This window comes from Actinomycetospora aurantiaca, assembly GCF_037401875.1.
In the GTDB taxonomy this organism is placed as follows: Bacteria; Actinomycetota; Actinomycetes; order Mycobacteriales; family Pseudonocardiaceae; genus Actinomycetospora; species Actinomycetospora aurantiaca.
In genome coordinates, this window is sequence record NZ_JBBEGN010000003.1 from 415,504 (window position 1) to 430,422 (window position 14,919).

The 14,919-nt window shown below is 74.8% G+C and carries 15 protein-coding genes and 1 riboswitch; of the genes, 5 read left to right on the plus strand and 10 right to left on the minus strand.

Translation table 11 applies throughout. The features are described 5' to 3' along the window. Window positions 1-12 precede the first annotated feature (12 nt). A riboswitch (cobalamin riboswitch) is annotated at window positions 13-221 on the minus strand. A gap of 142 nt (window positions 222-363) precedes the next feature. From WCD74_RS09805 to WCD74_RS09820, 4 genes are all read left to right on the plus strand, one after another. Beyond that, the gene (locus WCD74_RS09805; RefSeq protein WP_337694657.1) at window positions 364-1,758 is read left to right on the plus strand and encodes a short-chain fatty acyl-CoA regulator family protein; all 1,395 of its coding nucleotides are present in this window, start codon (window positions 364-366) and stop codon (window positions 1,756-1,758) included. A gap of 39 nt (window positions 1,759-1,797) precedes the next feature. After that, a complete protein-coding gene (locus tag WCD74_RS09810) occupies window positions 1,798-2,049 on the plus strand; it encodes a FitA-like ribbon-helix-helix domain-containing protein (RefSeq protein ID WP_337694658.1) in 252 nt (83 codons plus the stop codon). 118 nt (window positions 2,050-2,167) lie between these two features. Next, complete coding sequence (locus tag WCD74_RS09815) at window positions 2,168-3,553, plus strand: PepSY-associated TM helix domain-containing protein (RefSeq protein ID WP_337694659.1); 1,386 nt, start codon at window positions 2,168-2,170, stop codon at window positions 3,551-3,553. A gap of 52 nt (window positions 3,554-3,605) precedes the next feature. Then, window positions 3,606-3,827 carry a hypothetical protein gene (locus WCD74_RS09820; RefSeq protein WP_337694660.1) on the plus strand — a complete coding sequence of 74 codons (222 nt, stop codon included), beginning with the start codon at window positions 3,606-3,608 and terminating at the stop codon, window positions 3,825-3,827. Between the two features lie 40 nt (window positions 3,828-3,867). Here the strand turns inward: WCD74_RS09820 and WCD74_RS09825 are convergent, their stop codons facing one another. Further along, window positions 3,868-4,572 (minus strand): DUF5134 domain-containing protein, encoded by a 705-nt coding sequence (locus WCD74_RS09825; protein WP_337694661.1) that lies wholly within the window; start codon window positions 4,570-4,572, stop codon window positions 3,868-3,870. 60 nt (window positions 4,573-4,632) lie between these two features. Continuing rightward, window positions 4,633-5,199 carry a sigma-70 family RNA polymerase sigma factor gene (locus WCD74_RS09830; protein ID WP_337694662.1) on the minus strand — a complete coding sequence of 189 codons (567 nt, stop codon included), beginning with the start codon at window positions 5,197-5,199 and terminating at the stop codon, window positions 4,633-4,635. Between the two features lie 199 nt (window positions 5,200-5,398). On the opposite strand from WCD74_RS09830, the gene WCD74_RS09835 reads away from it, so the two are divergent. Then, a complete protein-coding gene (locus WCD74_RS09835) occupies window positions 5,399-5,794 on the plus strand; it encodes a hypothetical protein (protein ID WP_337694663.1) in 396 nt (131 codons plus the stop codon). Window positions 5,795-5,799: 5 nt separating this feature from the next. Here the strand turns inward: WCD74_RS09835 and WCD74_RS09840 are convergent, their stop codons facing one another. From WCD74_RS09840 to WCD74_RS09875, 8 genes are all read right to left on the minus strand, one after another. Next, window positions 5,800-7,302: an ABC transporter ATP-binding protein gene (locus WCD74_RS09840; RefSeq protein ID WP_337694664.1), complete on the minus strand. Its 1,503-nt coding sequence runs from the start codon at window positions 7,300-7,302 to the stop codon at window positions 5,800-5,802. Continuing rightward, window positions 7,299-8,102: an ABC transporter permease subunit gene (locus WCD74_RS09845; protein ID WP_337694665.1), complete on the minus strand. Its 804-nt coding sequence runs from the start codon at window positions 8,100-8,102 to the stop codon at window positions 7,299-7,301. The genes WCD74_RS09840 and WCD74_RS09845 overlap by 4 nt, the downstream gene beginning before the upstream one ends. Continuing rightward, window positions 8,099-9,031 carry an ABC transporter permease gene (locus tag WCD74_RS09850; RefSeq protein WP_337694666.1) on the minus strand — a complete coding sequence of 311 codons (933 nt, stop codon included), beginning with the start codon at window positions 9,029-9,031 and terminating at the stop codon, window positions 8,099-8,101. Before WCD74_RS09850 ends, WCD74_RS09845 begins: the two co-directional genes overlap by 4 nt. After that, complete coding sequence (locus WCD74_RS09855; protein WP_337694667.1) at window positions 9,028-10,542, minus strand: ABC transporter substrate-binding protein; 1,515 nt, start codon at window positions 10,540-10,542, stop codon at window positions 9,028-9,030. Before WCD74_RS09855 ends, WCD74_RS09850 begins: the two co-directional genes overlap by 4 nt. Continuing rightward, window positions 10,539-11,792 (minus strand): MFS transporter, encoded by a 1,254-nt coding sequence (locus WCD74_RS09860; protein ID WP_337694668.1) that lies wholly within the window; start codon window positions 11,790-11,792, stop codon window positions 10,539-10,541. The genes WCD74_RS09855 and WCD74_RS09860 overlap by 4 nt, the downstream gene beginning before the upstream one ends. A gap of 81 nt (window positions 11,793-11,873) precedes the next feature. Continuing rightward, complete coding sequence (locus tag WCD74_RS09865; RefSeq protein WP_337694669.1) at window positions 11,874-12,560, minus strand: class I SAM-dependent methyltransferase; 687 nt, start codon at window positions 12,558-12,560, stop codon at window positions 11,874-11,876. Beyond that, window positions 12,560-14,062: an ABC transporter substrate-binding protein gene (locus WCD74_RS09870; RefSeq protein ID WP_337694670.1), complete on the minus strand. Its 1,503-nt coding sequence runs from the start codon at window positions 14,060-14,062 to the stop codon at window positions 12,560-12,562. The genes WCD74_RS09865 and WCD74_RS09870 overlap by 1 nt, the downstream gene beginning before the upstream one ends. 50 nt (window positions 14,063-14,112) lie before the next feature. Continuing rightward, window positions 14,113-14,877 carry a class I SAM-dependent methyltransferase gene (locus tag WCD74_RS09875; RefSeq protein ID WP_337694671.1) on the minus strand — a complete coding sequence of 255 codons (765 nt, stop codon included), beginning with the start codon at window positions 14,875-14,877 and terminating at the stop codon, window positions 14,113-14,115. Between the last annotated feature and the right edge of the window lie 42 nt (window positions 14,878-14,919).

Genomic DNA, 14,919 nt, shown 5'->3' on the forward strand with positions numbered 1-14,919 from the left:
GCACACCGGATCTCGGTGCACGCACCGGTGGCAGGTCTTCGGACTCGTGGGCGTGGTCCTCGTGCCTACTGGCCGTCGCTTCCCGGACCGTCGGGTCCAGTGCTTCGTGACGGCGGTCGTTCCCACTCACCGCTGCGGGGCAGTCCCGGAGTCGCACCGGGTTCCCTGTTGCCACGACGCCGACCGCGGGCCGACGCCGAACCACCAGCGCCGGGGACGCTAGCGACCCGTCGTCGGGAACGCATGTGTCGCAGGTCATCGGACCCCGACGGCGGGTGGGCTGACCTGCGGTGCCACATCCAGCCAGGTCCGGACGACGAGCTGCGAATGTTGCGAAGCCTGGTCATCTGCTGAGATGTCGCGGTGGCGAAGACCTTCGCCGGTGCGCGGCTGCGCCGGCTGCGCGAGGAGCGGCGGCTCTCGCAGGTCGACCTCGCCCGCCTGCTCGAGCTCTCGCCCAGCTACCTCAACCAGATCGAGCACGACGCGCGGCCGCTGACCGTCCCGGTGCTGCTCCGCCTGACCGAGGCGTTCGGGGTGGACGCCTCGTTCTTCGCCGCCCGCGACACCGCCCGCCTGACCGCGGAGGTCCGCGAGGCCGTCGCCGACGAAGTGGAGTCCGGCGCGGTCAACGCCTCGGAGATCGCGGAGCTCGCCGAACGCATGCCGGGGATGGCGCGCACCCTGGTCGACCTCCGGGCCCGTCTGGAGCGGTTGTCGACCGCGGTCGGTCGACGGGACGACGCCGACGTGCGCGCCCCGACCTCCCACGAGCAGGTCCGCGACTTCTTCTACCGGCACCGCAACCACATCCCGGCCCTCGACGAGGCGGCCGAGTGGCTGGCCGGCGAGATCGGGGTCCGGGCCGGGGAGACCCGGGCGGCGCTCGTCCGCCGGCTCACCGAGCGGCACGGCGTCCGGGTGCAGGTCGGTGAGCAGCCGGAGGGGGAGCTGCACCGCTACGACGCCGACCGCGACGTCCTGCGCCTCGCCCCGCACCTGCGTCCGGGCCAGCGCGCCTTCCGGGTGGCGACCGTGATCGCCCAGCTCGAGTTCCCCGACCTGATCGAGGCCGAGGTGGCCGACGCGGTCGAGCTCGGCGACCCCGACACCCGCGCCCTGGCACGGATCGGGCTCGCGCACTACGCGGCCGCCGCGCTCGTCCTGCCCTACCGCGCGTTCCACGGCACGGCCGAGCGCTTCGGGTACGACCTGGAGCGCCTGGCCGACCACTTCGGGGTGGGGTTCGAGACGGTCGCACACCGGTGTTCGACGCTGCAGCGACCCTCGTTGCCCGGGGTGCCGTTCGCGTTCGTCCGGGTCGACCGCGCGGGCAACATGTCGAAGCGGCAGTCCGCGACCGCGTTCCACTTCTCCCGCGGCGGCGGGACGTGCCCGCTGTGGAACGTCTACGAGGCGTTCGCGTCGCCGGGGCGTGTGTTGACCCAGATCGCGGAGATGCCCGACGGGCAGCGGTACTTCTGGATCGCCCGCACGGTGTCGCGTCGCCGGGGTGGGTGGCACACGCCGACGAAGACGTTCGCGGTCGGGCTGGGCTGCGAGCTGCGGCATGCCGAGCGCCTCGTCTACTCCGCGGGCCTGGACCTGGCCGACCGGTCCGTGATCACGCCGATCGGCAGTGGCTGCCGGACCTGCGAGCGCCTGGAGTGCCCGCAGCGGGCGTTCCCGCCGCTGGGGAAGTCGTTGGCCGTCGACGCCGATCGGTCGACGTTCGTGCCGTACCCGGTGCACCCGTGAAGCGCTGTTCCGCCAGAAGCGTGCATGCATGATGCAGGCATGACCACGATCACGATCCGCAACGTCCCGGACGACGTTCGGGACGAGCTGGCAGCACGGGCGGCTCGGGAGGGTCGATCGCTCCAGGAGCATCTCCGCGGGGCGCTCATCACGATGGCGAGCAAGCCGACGAACGCGGAGGTCCTGGCCCGCATCCGGTCGCGGAAGGAAGCGACCGGGGGGCGTGTGACCGCCGATCAGATCCTGGCCCATCTCGATGCCGTCAGGGGCAAGGAGCCGGACGACGGCTGAGCACGCGAGCGCACGGACCACGGTGCGGTTCCGGCGGTTGAGGGAGGTCCCGGGAACCACGAGGGGCTCCCGGGCGACCGGAACGGTCGACCCTGCAGCTCGCCCGTGAGGACCGCCCGTGTCAGACACCCTCGACCCGCCGCTCGAGAGGGACGCACCGCAGCCGCCCCCGACCCCGCCCGTGTCGCCGCGACGCCTCGGCGCCTGGCGGGGGCTGCGGCCCCTGGTGATGCGGCTGCACTTCTACGTCGGGATCTTCGTCGGGCCCTTCATCCTCGTGGCGGCCACGACCGGGCTGATCTACACGATCACCCCGCAGCTCGACCAGCTGCTCTACCGCGACGCGCTCACCGTCCCGGCGTCGACTGCGCAGGTGGACCTGGGTGCGCAGATCGCCGCGGCCTCGGCGGCCGTGCCCGACGGGGCCGTGACCGAGGTCCGGCCGTCGCCGGGCCCGGAGACGACCACCCGGGTGTCCTTCGATGCGCCCGGGGTCGCGGAGGACTACGCCCGCACGGCCTTCGTCGACCCGCACACCGGGCAGGTCCGCGCGGTCCTCGACACGTTCGGCGAGTGGCTCCCGACCCGCGCCTGGATCGACACGCTGCACCGGACCCTGCACCTCGGCGACGTCGGGCGGGTCTACTCGGAGCTCGCGGCGAGCTGGCTGTGGGTCCTCGCGCTGAGCGGTCTCGCGCTGTGGATCGTCCGCCGCCGTCGGCAGTCGCGGGTCCGGCGGACCCTGCTGCCGGAGAACGGCCCGGCCGGGCGCGCCCGCATCCGCTCGTGGCACGGGTCGGTCGGCCTGTGGGCGGCGATCGGCATGCTGGGGCTGTCCGCGACCGGCCTGACCTGGTCGCAGTTCGCGGGCGAGAACGTGTCGAACCTGCGCACCGCGCTGGACTGGACGACGCCCTCGGTGTCGACCGAGTTGCCGGCGGTGCCGACCTCGACCGCGCCCGTCGGCGCCACCGCGGACCGGGTGCTCGCGGCCGCGCGCGGGGCGGGGATGACGGACCCGATCGCGATCACCCCGCCCGAGGAGGCGGGCCAGGCGTGGACGGTCAGCCAGGTGAAGCGGTCCTGGCCGCTGGAGCAGGACTCGATGGCGGTGGACCCGACGTCGGGTGCGGTGCTCGAGACCGTCCGGTGGGCGGACTGGCCGATCGCCGCGAAGCTCGCGGAGATCGGGATCAGCGCGCACATGGGCATCCTGTTCGGGGTCGCCAACCAACTGCTGCTCGTGGCGCTCGCGCTCGGGATCATCGTCGTGGTCGTCTGGGGCTACCGGATGTGGTGGCTGCGCCGCCCGACCCGGCCGGGAGCCTCCGCGCCCGGCGGCACCGAGCGCCCGGGCGTCGGCGCGATCGTCGTGGTCGGCGCGGTCGCGGTCGTGCTCGGCCTGTTCTTCCCGGTGCTCGGGGTGTCGCTGCTGCTGTTCCTGATCATCGACGCGGTCCGGCAGGAGATTCTGCGGAACCGCGACCATCGGCTGCCATCCTGACGCGTCACGAGCGCGACGATCCTGTTCCACCCATCGAGACCCGGGAGTCCCGATGACGATCGACACCGAAGGCCTGCAGCACATCGCGACCTTCTGCGGGCATTGCAACTGCGGATGCCCGGAGCTCTACCTCGATCCCTCGGCGGACGAGGAGCGCCGCGTCGTCATCACCGACGACTTCGGCCAGCGGATCCAGATGAGCGTGCGCCAGCTCGCCGACCTGGTGGCCGACGCCCGCAACGGCGTCCTGGACGAGGTGCTCGCCGGCGCGTGACCCGCCCGGGCGGCGGCTCGAGCGGGATCCTGGTCGGCCGTCAGAGCATGGCCAGCAGCATGCCGGCCATGCCCAGGCTCATGAGCAGGTGGCAGCCGGCGTCCAGCCGCGGCCCGGCCGTCCGGGTCGGCGCCGCGGGAGCCGCGACGGCGACGCCCCCGCCCGACCCCGGCGGGGTCCCGTCCGGGGTCGCCGGCGCGACCGACCGGTCGGCCCGGACGGCCCGCACCGCCCACCACGCTGCGGCGGCCACCAGGAGCACGACGAACACCCAGGTCAGGGTGGTCGCCCACCACGGCGTCGGGATCGTGGGCATCGCGCCCATCCCCTCCGTGCCACCACCGTGGTGGTGCCCGCCGCCGGAGTCCTCCCCGGCGCTCATGTCCATGCCCATGATCTGCGGCATCGCGGCGACCATGAAGAGCATGGCCGCGTTCATGACGAGGTGGTAACCCTCGCCGACCAGCGAGTGGCCGTGGGTGGGCCGGACGGCGCGGGCCAGGAACCACACGGTGAAGAACCCGAAGACGACGATCTGCAGCAGGCCGCTCGGAGACGTCGGTCCGCCGGTCCACCCCCAGGCCATCGCGACCATCGCGATGCTCATGACCAGGTGCGACAGCTCGACGACGCGGCTCCCGGTGCGCTCCGGTTCGCTACCCAGCTCGGCCAACCGGACCAGGGAGTATGCCCCGGTCAGCACGAAGACGACGGTGAAGACCCACGACAACGACGACGAGAACACGGCGATCCCTCTCCACGACTACCGACCAGGTCGCCGCCGGAGAGCATCGGGTTCCCGGGATCAGCGCGCGTCGGCGGCGCCGGGCGCGGTGCCGCCGTGGACGGCCCGGACCAGGTCGGCACGGGCCCGTGCGACGCGGGAACGGATCGTGCCGACCGGGCAGCCGCAGACGTGCGCGGCCTCGGCGTAGCCCAGGCCGACCACCTGGGTGAGGACGAAGGCCTCGCGACGATCGGGGTCCAGCGCCGTGACCGCTGCCTCGAGCACGATCTGCTCGGCGGCGTCCCCGGGCAGGGGACGCCCCCACGGCTCGTCGGCGCCGGTGATCTCCATGGCGACGACGGGGCGGCGCGTTCGACGTCGGAGGTGGTCGGCGGCGACGCGCCGGGCGATCGACAGCAGCCACGCCCGCGCGGGCGCCTCCCCGCGGTAGCGCGGCAGCGCGCCGAAGGCCCGCTCGTAGGTCTCCTGCGCCAGGTCCTGGGCTATCCCGCGGTCGGCGAGGTGGACGAGCAGCCGCCACACCTGGTCCTGGGTGAGCCGGACGAACTCCCCGGCGGCCACCCGGTCGCCGCCGCGCGCCCGCTCGGCCGCGCGCGTGACGGCAGCGTCAGCAGCCTCGTCCATGGGGTGCGTGTCCTCCCGGTTCCGCGCGCGACGACCGTGATCGCGTGCGCGCCGTGTCCGGCGAGCCAGAGTAGGCGGTCCTCCGGGGGAACCGGGAGCCGCGCCCCGGAGGAAGCACGGTGCCGACCGGTGCCCCGGACGGGTCATGCGCTCCGGGCTCGCCGAATCGGTGCACCTCGGCGGGAACCGGACGGCCCTGGTGAGCGACACTGACGACGTGGACTGCGAGCGCTGTCGCGAGGTCACCTCGGCCGACCTCGACGGGGAGGCGACCGGCGAGGAGAGCCGCGCCGCCGAGGCGCACTGGCAGCACTGTGCGGGCTGCCGGACCTGGCTCGAGCGCGCGGCCGCGGTCACCCGGCGGGCGCGGACCCGGCCGGCCGAGACGGGCCCGGACCTGGTGGACGGCGTGCTGCACGCCCTGGACCACGGGTGGCCCGTGCGCGAGGCGCCCCCGGTCGTGCCGGACTCCGCGCGCCGACTCGTCCTGCTCGTCGGCGGCGAGGCGGTGTCGGAGTGCGGCTGCACGGCCTCGTGCGGCTGCGGCTGCCAGCAGGGCCGGCCCTGTCACTGCGGCGACCACCGCGCCGCCTGACCCGGTCAGGAACCCCCGGCGGGCCCGACGAGGGCGCGGCCCTCGGCGCTGTGCGGGTCGGCGAGCAGCTCGGCGGTCTCCCGCACCTCGGCGACCCGACCCCCGTCGAGGACGACGACCCGGTCGGCGACCAACGCCGACGCATCGAGGTCGTGGCTGACGGCGAGCACGGTCGTGCCGGTGTCCCGCCGGAGGTCGTCGACCAGGAGCAGCAGGTCGCGGCGGTGCTCCGGGTCCAGGGCCGAGGTCATCTCGTCGGCGACGAGCACCGCCGGTCGCACCAGCAGGGCCCGGGCGACCGCGGCCCGCTGCAGCTGGCCCCCGGACAGGCTCCCCGGGCGGCGGGCGACCGTCCCGGGCTCGACCCCGAGGCGGGCGAGCAGGTCCCGGGCCTCCGTCAGCGCCGCGGACACCGCGCGGCCCCGGAGCAGGACGGCGCCCCGGGCCACCTGGTCGAGCACCGGCCGGTCGGGCAGGAACGACGACGCCGCGTCCTGGTGGACGTACTGCACCAGCGCCCGGTGGCCGCGATCGCGGGCCGTCACCGCCGGGGCGAGCCGAGTGCCGTCGACGGTCACGCTGCCGACCCGCGGCGCGACCAGCCCGGCCACGACCCGGGCGAGCGTCGTCTTGCCCGCGCCCGAGCGCCCGTGCACCGCGACCCACTCGCCGGTGCCGGCCTGCACGGTCACGTCGTCGAGGATCGGGGTGCCGTCCGGTGCCCCCACCGTGACGCCCTCGACGACCAGCCGGGCGGCCCCGTCGGCCTGCCCCGGGCGCGTGACCACCGGATCGCGCGCCCCGAGCAGATCCTGCGGCGTCCCGCGGCGCGCCACGCGGCCCTCGACCAGCTCGATCACCTCGTCGGCGAGAGCACGGGCCACGTCGTGGTCGTGGGTCAGCAGCACCAGCGCGGTCCCGGACGCGGCGAGGTCGCCCAGCTGCCCGACCAGCTCGGCGGCGGTCGCGGGGTCGAGGCCGGTCGTGGGCTCGTCGAGCACCACCACGTCGGGCGCGGTCACCACGGTCTGCGCCAGGGCCATCCGCTGCTGCTGGCCGCCCGAGAGCTGGTGGGGGTGGCGCCGGGCGAGGGCCGGATCGAGCCGGACCCGCTCCAGGGCGGCGGCCACCGCGGCCCGTCGGGCGACGCGGTCGCGACCGTGGACGGTCGCCGCGAGCTCGTCGAGGACCCGGTCGCACCGGCGGACCGGATCCAGGACGGCGCCGGGGTGCTGCGGGAGATGCCCCACCCGCCCGGCCCGCAGCTCCCGACGGCGGGTCGGGTCCGGCCCGACGAGGTCGGTGCCGCCGACGAGCACGGTGCCGGAGAGCGTCACGCCGGGGGCGCACTCGCCGAGGACCGCGAGGCCGAGGGTGCTCTTGCCGGCGCCGGAGGCCCCGACGACGGCGAGCACCCGACCGGGGTCGAGCGTGAGGTCGAGCCCGTCGAGGAGTGCGCCGCCGCCGGCGGTGGCCCGCAGGTCGGAGATGCACAGCACCGGGGTCACGACGCCCCCCGGTGTGCGAGGGCCTGGTCGACCAGCAGATTCGCCCCGGCACACAACGAGACCAGCAGGGCCGCCGGCAGCAGCAGCGTCACCGGGGCCAGGAAGAGCGCGGTCGTGTTCTGCTCGATCATCACCGCCCAGTCGACGGCGTCCGGGGCCAGACCCAGCCCGAGGAAGTTCGCGCTCGTGACCAGCGCGACCAACAGGACGAGGCGCGACCCGGCGTCCACGGCCACCGGCCCGGCCACGAGCCGACCCGCCTCGAGCAGCCGGACCCGCCACCACGGCTCGCCGAGCATGGTCATCGTCTCGAGGGCGGCGCGACGGTCCGGCACGGAGGCCGCGGCCCGCACCAGCCGCACGATCGGCGGGAGCGAGATCAGCGCCGCCACCGCCAGCAACCACCACGTCCCCCGCCGGCCGGCGGCCGCGAGGACGAGGAGCAGCAGCAGCGACGGGACCACGAGCACGATGTCGAGGACGGCCAGCACCGCCCGGTCCGCCCAGGCCCGCACGGTCCCGGCGAGGGCGAGCCCCAGGGGCACCCCGACGACGTAGGCCAGCGCGAGCGCGCCGACGGTGAGCCCGACGACGGAGGTCCCGCCGCCGAGCGCGAGGCCGAGGACGTCGCGCCCGAGGACGTCGGTGCCCAGGACGAAGTCCCCGCCCGGCGGGAGGAGCGGCGAGGTGCCCGTGGGCGCGGTCGTGCCGAGGAGGCGGGAGAGCAGCGGGCCGAGGGCGGCGAGCAGCAGGGGGACGCCGATCAGGACGCTGCCGAGCAGCGATCCGGACCGCCTCACGTCAGCACCGCGCGGTAGGGCGTGAGGCGGGCGGAGAGGAGGCCGGCGGCGAGGTTGACCAGGATCGTCGTGGCCGCGAACAGCAGGGCGTAGCCGCCGACGAGCGGGAGGTCCCGGGCGCGGACCGCCTCGACGAAGCCCGACCCGATGCCGGGCAGGGCGAACAGGGACTCGACCACCACCACGCCCCCGAGCAGGCCGTCCACGACCCGCGCGAGCTGCTGGATCGTCGGGAGCACGGCACCCGGCAGGACGTGCCGGGCCAGGACCACCGGCTCCGGCAGCCCGAGGCGCCGCAGGTGGACGACGTGCGGCGCACGGTCCACGGTGAGTACCCCGGCGCGCACCTGGCGCGCGAGGCGTCCCAGCTGGTTCGCGACGAGGACCACGACGGGCAGCACCAGTACCGCCGGTGTGACCAGGCCGCCCCCTCCGCCCGTGGCCGGGACCCACCCGAGCTGCAGGGCGAACAGGGCGACGAGGAGGAGCCCGAGGGCGAACTCGGGGGCGGCCTGGACCGAGGACAGGAACCCCGTGAGCCCCCGGTCCAGCGACGAGCCGGCGCGTCGGCCCGCAGCCGTGCCGGCCAGGACCGCCAGGGGGAGCAGCAGGAGCAGGGTCAGCGCCGCGAGCAGGGCCGTGCTCCCCAGCCGGGTGCTCAGCTCGGTCACCACCGGCTGCCCGGTCTGCAGGGACCGTCCGAGGTCCCCGGCGAGCACGCCGGAGGCCCAGTCCGCGAAGCGCTCGCCGGCAGGCCGGTCGGTGCCGAGCTGGGCACGGAGTGCGGCGACCTGTTCGGGCGTGGCGTCCTGCCCCAGGACGATCTCGGCGGTGTCACCGGGCAGGCTCGTCGTCAGGAAGAACACGACGACCGCGACGACGACCAGTTGCCCGACCCCCACCGCGAGGCGGAGGGGTGCGCGCCTCACCCGAGGCGCGCCCGGTCGAACCGGGCCCAGGTGGCGCTGTTGGTCCGGGCGACGTCGTATCCGGCGAGGTGCGCGGCCGTGCCGACGTCGTAGGCCCCGGACGCCCACACGAGGTTGCCGGACTCCGCTCGCAGCAGGAGCTGGGCCTCGCGGACGGCGGCGTCGCGCACGGCCGGGTCGGTCGCGGCCGAGGCGCGGGCGACCAGGTCGTCGATGCGCGTGTCGCGGAAGCCGGTGTAGTTGGCCTGGGTCGCGGTGGAGACGGCCCGCCGGGCGAGGTTGTCCGGGATCGGGAGGGTGCCGCTGCGGGTCAACGAGGCGACCCCGGTGGTGCGGATCGCGGTGAAGTAGTTCTCCGACGGGAGCTGGCGCACGGTGGGCCGCAACCCGATCTCGGTGAGCTGCTGGGCGATCAGCCCGGCCGCCGGGTCGAACGTGGGCGACGCGGTGCTCGTCTGCAGGTCGAAGGCGAGCCCCTGCGCCCCGGCCTCGGTCACGAGCGCCCTCGCCCGGTCGACGTCCCGGGTCACCTGCGGCACGTCGGTCGGGTAGTACTCGAGGCCGGCCCCGAACATGTCGTTGCCGGGGCGGCCCCGGCCGAGCAGGACCACGCGCACCAGGGCCTCGCGGTCGATACCGAGGCGGACGGCTTCGCGCAGACGCGGGTCGGAGAAGGGCGGTCGGTCGACCCGCACGGGGAGGAAGAGAGTGTTGGAGTCCGGGGCGGAGACCAGTCGCGCGCGCGAGTCGGACTCCAGCTGGCGGGCGCTCGTCGGGCGGAGGTCGTGCACCCAGGCGACCTGGCCGGAGAGCAGTGCCCCCACCCGGGCGTTCTCGTCGTCGATGACGACGAACTCGAGCTCGCGGGAGGGCGGGACGCCGTCCCAGTAGCCCTCGTAGGCGGAGTACACCGCCGAGCGGCCCGGCGTGAACGAGACGAAGCGGAAGGGGCCGCAGCCCACCGGTCGCGCGGGGTCGATCCGACCCTCGGGGAGGATCTCCGCCCCGGGGGCGCCCCAGGCGAGCGGGAAGAACGAGTTGGGCGCGGAGAGCACCACGTCCAACTCGGTGGCCGAGGCCGCGCGGCTGGTCGCGAAGTCGACGGTGCGGTACGAGGCGGCCGCGCTGGCCGACGTCGCGGGGTCGGCGATCCGTCGCCAGGTCGCGAGCACGTCGGTGGCGGTCACCGGACGCCCGTCGTGCCAGCGGGCCGACCGCAGTCGGATGCGCCATCGCGTCCCCGAGGCGTCGGACTCCCACGACTCGGCGAGGCGCGGCACCGGGGCCATGTCCTGGCTCCAGCCGGCGAGCACGTCGAAGCAGGCCTTCGCGCGGGCCTGGTCGACGAACTGCGGGACCACGTGGGGGTCGAGGGACTCGCGGGATCCGCCGCCCGGGAACGCCACCCGCAGTCGGTCACCCGAGCCACCGGACCCGCCACACCCCGCGAGCGCGAGGGCGGCGGCGCCGGCGAGCGCGCCGCCGAGGACGGTCCGTCGGGAGAGGGTCATGTCGCTCCTCGTGCAGTGGGTGACGAGGAGTCCAGGGCTCCCCGGCGGTACATGGCGGCGATGACGGCGGCCCCGAGTGCGCCGACCGCCACCAGGACGGCGAACGGCGGCCAGCTCCCGCCGGCGCCGTCGAGCAGGCCGCCGACTCCGGTGTTCACCACGGCGACCACCGCGGCCGAGACGAGGTAGAAGAAGCCGTAGTAGGTGCCGACGAGCCGCTCGCTCCCCACCACCGGCAACAGGGAGAGGGTGAAGGGGTTGGTCATCGCCATCCCGATCGTGAAGACGACGATCCCGACGAGTACGGGGAGCGTGGCGGTGAGTCCGGCGAGCGACCACTGCCCCGGGGGTGCGGTCGGCAGCAGGGGCGCGGCGAGGGCGAGGGGGACGAACCCGGAGCCCATCACGACGAGGCCGGTGGCGAGCGAACGGCCGTCGCTCCACCGCCGGCGGCACCAGGCGGTGATCCGTACCTGCCCGGCGATCCCCACCACCGTCGACACGACGAAGACCGCGCTGACCGCTCCGGCGACCCCCGAGACGCGTTGGGCCTCGACGGGCAGGGCGAGGTAGAGCTGGTTGTAGAGCGCGAAGTACGCCGACCCGCCGAGGGCGAAGAGCAGGAAGCGACGGTTCGTGAGTACCTCGCCCCAGCTGCCGAGCACCCCCCGGTCCTGCGGCACGGTCTCCCGGTGCGGCAGGACGAGGACCTGTGCCGCCGTGAGGACGGCGAACACGACGAGCGCCACCAGCGCGACGAGCCGGAAGTCGACGGCCAGCAGCGCCGCACCGAGCAGCGGCCCCACCAGGGCGCCGGCGTGCGCGAACACGTTGAACACGGCGAAGGTCTCGGCCCGCCGCTCCTCGCCCGCCTCGGCCATCAGGTAGGCGCGGACCGCCGGGTTGAACAGCGCTCCCGCCAGGCCCGTGAGCATCGCCGCGACGATCAGACCGGGCAGTGAGGTGACGACGGTGAACAGGGCGAACGCGACCACCCGCAGGCCGCAGCCGACGATGATCATCGGCCGGCACCCGATGCGGTCCGCGGCGGAGCCGCCGATGAGGAACAGTCCCTGTTGCGAGAGGTTGCGGAGGGCGAGGACCAGACCGATGGTCGCCGCCGCGAACCCGAGACTCCCCATGTAGGTCGCGAGGAACGGGAGCACGAGGTAGAACCCGATGTTGATCCCGAACTGGTTGATCACCAGCAGCCGGCTCGGCGTCGACAGCTCGCGGAACGACGCGAGCATGTCCGCACCTCCTCCGTTCCGGCAGGTGCTAGATCAACACACGATTCGTCTTGTTTCAACAGGTATTGAAGTATTCGTACTTCACCATCGATCGGGGCGGGTGGCACGGACGACGGCGAACCCGGCTGCCTCGGGCCAGGCCTGCCGGTCGAGCCGGTCCTCGACGCGCTCCGGTGACGCGAAGCCGGCGTCCCGGACGAGGGCGACGGTCGTGTCGGGGTGCAGGCCGCGCCAGTGGGGGAGGTGCGGCCCGAGGTCCGCGCGGTCGCGGGCGAGGCGCAGCAGGCGGCGCGGCGAGAGCGGCAGCCGGCGCGGCCGCCAGAGTCCGTCGGCGACGAGCAGGGTGCCGTGCGGCTGGAGGATCTCCCGCCACGCCGCCAGCGCGGCGCCGGGGTCGGGCAGGGTCCACAGCACGTAGCGCGCCGTGACGACGTCGAACGTCCCGAGTCCGTCGACCTGGTCTGCGGCCCGCCGGTGCAGGGCCACCTCGACGCCGCGCCGGTCCGCCTCGGCCCGCGCGCGCGGCAGCATGCCCTCCGAGAGGTCGATCCCGACGACCTCGTGCCCGAGCTCGGCCAGCAGCGCCGTCAGGAAGCCGGTTCCGCACCCGACGTCGAGTACCCGTCGGCGTCCGGGGCCGAGCCACTGCCGCGCGGCGTCGGCCCAGGCCGCCCGGCGGTCGTCGCCGTAGCGGGCGTAGAACTGCTCGTAGGCCGCCGAGCGGCGGGTCCAGGAGGCGGCGACGGCGTGCTCGGACGGCGAAGGCATCAGTCGACCCGGACCTGGTCGAACCGTGCCCACGCCGCAGTGTTCGGTCGGGCGGGGTCGTAGCCGGTCAGCTCGGCTGCGGTGCCGACGAGGTAGTCCCCGGAGACGGGGAAGAGGTTCCCGGAGTCGGCGCGGAGCAGGAGCTGCGCGTCGCGCAGGGGCGCGCTGGGGTCGGGCGCCGCGGCGGCCGCGGCGACCAGCTGGTCGATCGCCGGGTTCCGGTAGCCGGTGTAGTTGTTCGCGACCGCCGTGGAGACCGCCCGGCGGGCGAGGAAGTCGGGGATCGGCAGGCTCCCGGTCTGGGAGAGCGACGCGACGCCCGTCGTCCGGATGCTGACGAAGTAGTTCTCCGACGGCAGCATGCGGGGTGTCGCGCGCAGCCCGATCTCTCCGAGCTGTTCGGCGAGCTGCGTGGCGAGGCCGGGGAACACCGGGGCCACGGTGGAGGCCTGCAGGTCGAACGCGAGGCCCTGGGCACCCGCCTCGGCCACCAGGGCCCGAGCACGGTCGACGTCGCGCGTCACCTGGGGCACGTCGGCCGGGTAGTACTCCACGTCGCGGCCGAACATGTCGTTGCCGGGCCGGCCCCGCCCCAGCATCGCCACCCGGACCAGCGCCTCGCGGTCGATGCCCAGTCGCACCGCCTCGCGCAGGCGCGGGTCGGAGAACGGTGGACGGTCCACCCGGAGCGGGAGCGAGTAGTGCGTGGCCGCCGGGGCCGCGACCAGCCGCGTGCGGGAGTCGCCGTCGACCTGGGCCGCGCTGGTCGTCCGCAGGTCGTGCGCCCACGCGACCTGCCCGGACAGGAGGGCGCCGACGCGGGCCGTCTCGTCGCCGATGACGAGGAACTCCAGCTCCCGGCTGGCGGGCGGGCCGGCCCAGTGGCCGTCGAAGGCGGTGTAGAGGGTGGAGACGCCGGGCAAGAACGACGCGAACCGGAACGGGCCGCAGCCGACGGGCCGGCTCGGATCGACGGTGCCACCGGGCAGGATCTCCGCGCCGGGTGCACCCCACGCGAGCGGGAAGAAGCGGTTCGGCGCGGTGAGCACGACGTCGAGCTCGGTGTCCGACACGGCGCTGCTGGCCGCGAGGTCGACCCCGCGGTAGAGCGTCGCCGCGGAGGCCGAGGTCGCGGGGTCGGCGATGCGCCGCCAGGTGGCCAGGACGTCCGCCGCGGTGACGGGGCGTCCGTCGTGCCAGGTCGTCCGACGCAGCCGGATGTTCCACCGGGTCGCCGTCGGGTCCGACTCCCACGACTCCGCGAGGCGGGGTTCCGGACGCATGTCCTGGCCCCAGCCCGCGAGCACCTCGAAGCAGGCCTTGGCGCGGGCCTGGTCGAGGAACTGCGGCACGACGTGGGGGTCCAGCGTCTCGCGCGATCCGCCGCCCGGGAACGCCACGCGCACCCGCCCGGAGGAGCCCGCGTCGGTCGAGCACCCGGCGAGCGCGATCGCGGTCGAGGCGGCCGCGGCGCCGCCCAGGAACGTCCGTCGGCTGATCACTCCCGCAGGTGATCACACCTGGCGTCGGACCTCAATGCCTGCAGAGGTCATCAGGTTTTGGAGCGCAGTGCGACCAGGAGCCGCCGATCGAGCAGCTGCGTCACCGTCCCGACCTCGCCGAATCCCGCGCCGCGCAGCGCGTCCTCCCACTGGCGCAGCGTGCTGCCGCCGTGACCACCTACCTTCGTCGCGGCCGCGCGTTGCGCGACCGGTCCGGCGAGGCCCGGCTCGCCCTCGATCGCGGTCCACCAGGCCGCGAAGTCCTCCCGCACGGTGCGGATGCGTTCCTCGGTGCGCTCGCGCCGGAGGTCGGTGATCGCTCCCGCGAGCCGCGGGGCGTCATCGGCGTCCGCCAGGAGCGTGTCGAAGTCGAGGAACACGCCGCCGGGGCGGAGCAGGGCGGCGACCCCGCGGCAGAAGCCGGCGAGCCCGTCCGCGGGGAGCCAGTGCAGGGCGGTCGAGGAGACGACGGCGTCCGCGCCCGTCACGCCCACCGCGTCGGTCCACCCGTCGTCGCGGAGATCGGTCGACACCCACCGCACCGCGTAGCCGAGGGTCGCGCGGCCGAGCGCGAGCATCACCGGGTCGGCGTCGACGGCGGTGATCTCGGCATCTGGGAACCGCGCCAGTAGGCGCGCGGACAGCGAGCCCGGTCCGCAGCCCAGGTCGACGATGCGTCGCGGGCCTCCGGCGAGCCGTTCGATCACGTCGCCCATCAGCGCGAACACGGCGTTGCGGTCCGGGACGTACCCGGCCTGCTGGACCTCCCAGCGCTCGAGCCACTCCCGCGCGGTGTCCTCGTCGATGTCGGTCACGGCCGGGCATCGTGGCGGCGCGTCGGGAGGTCAGCAACGACG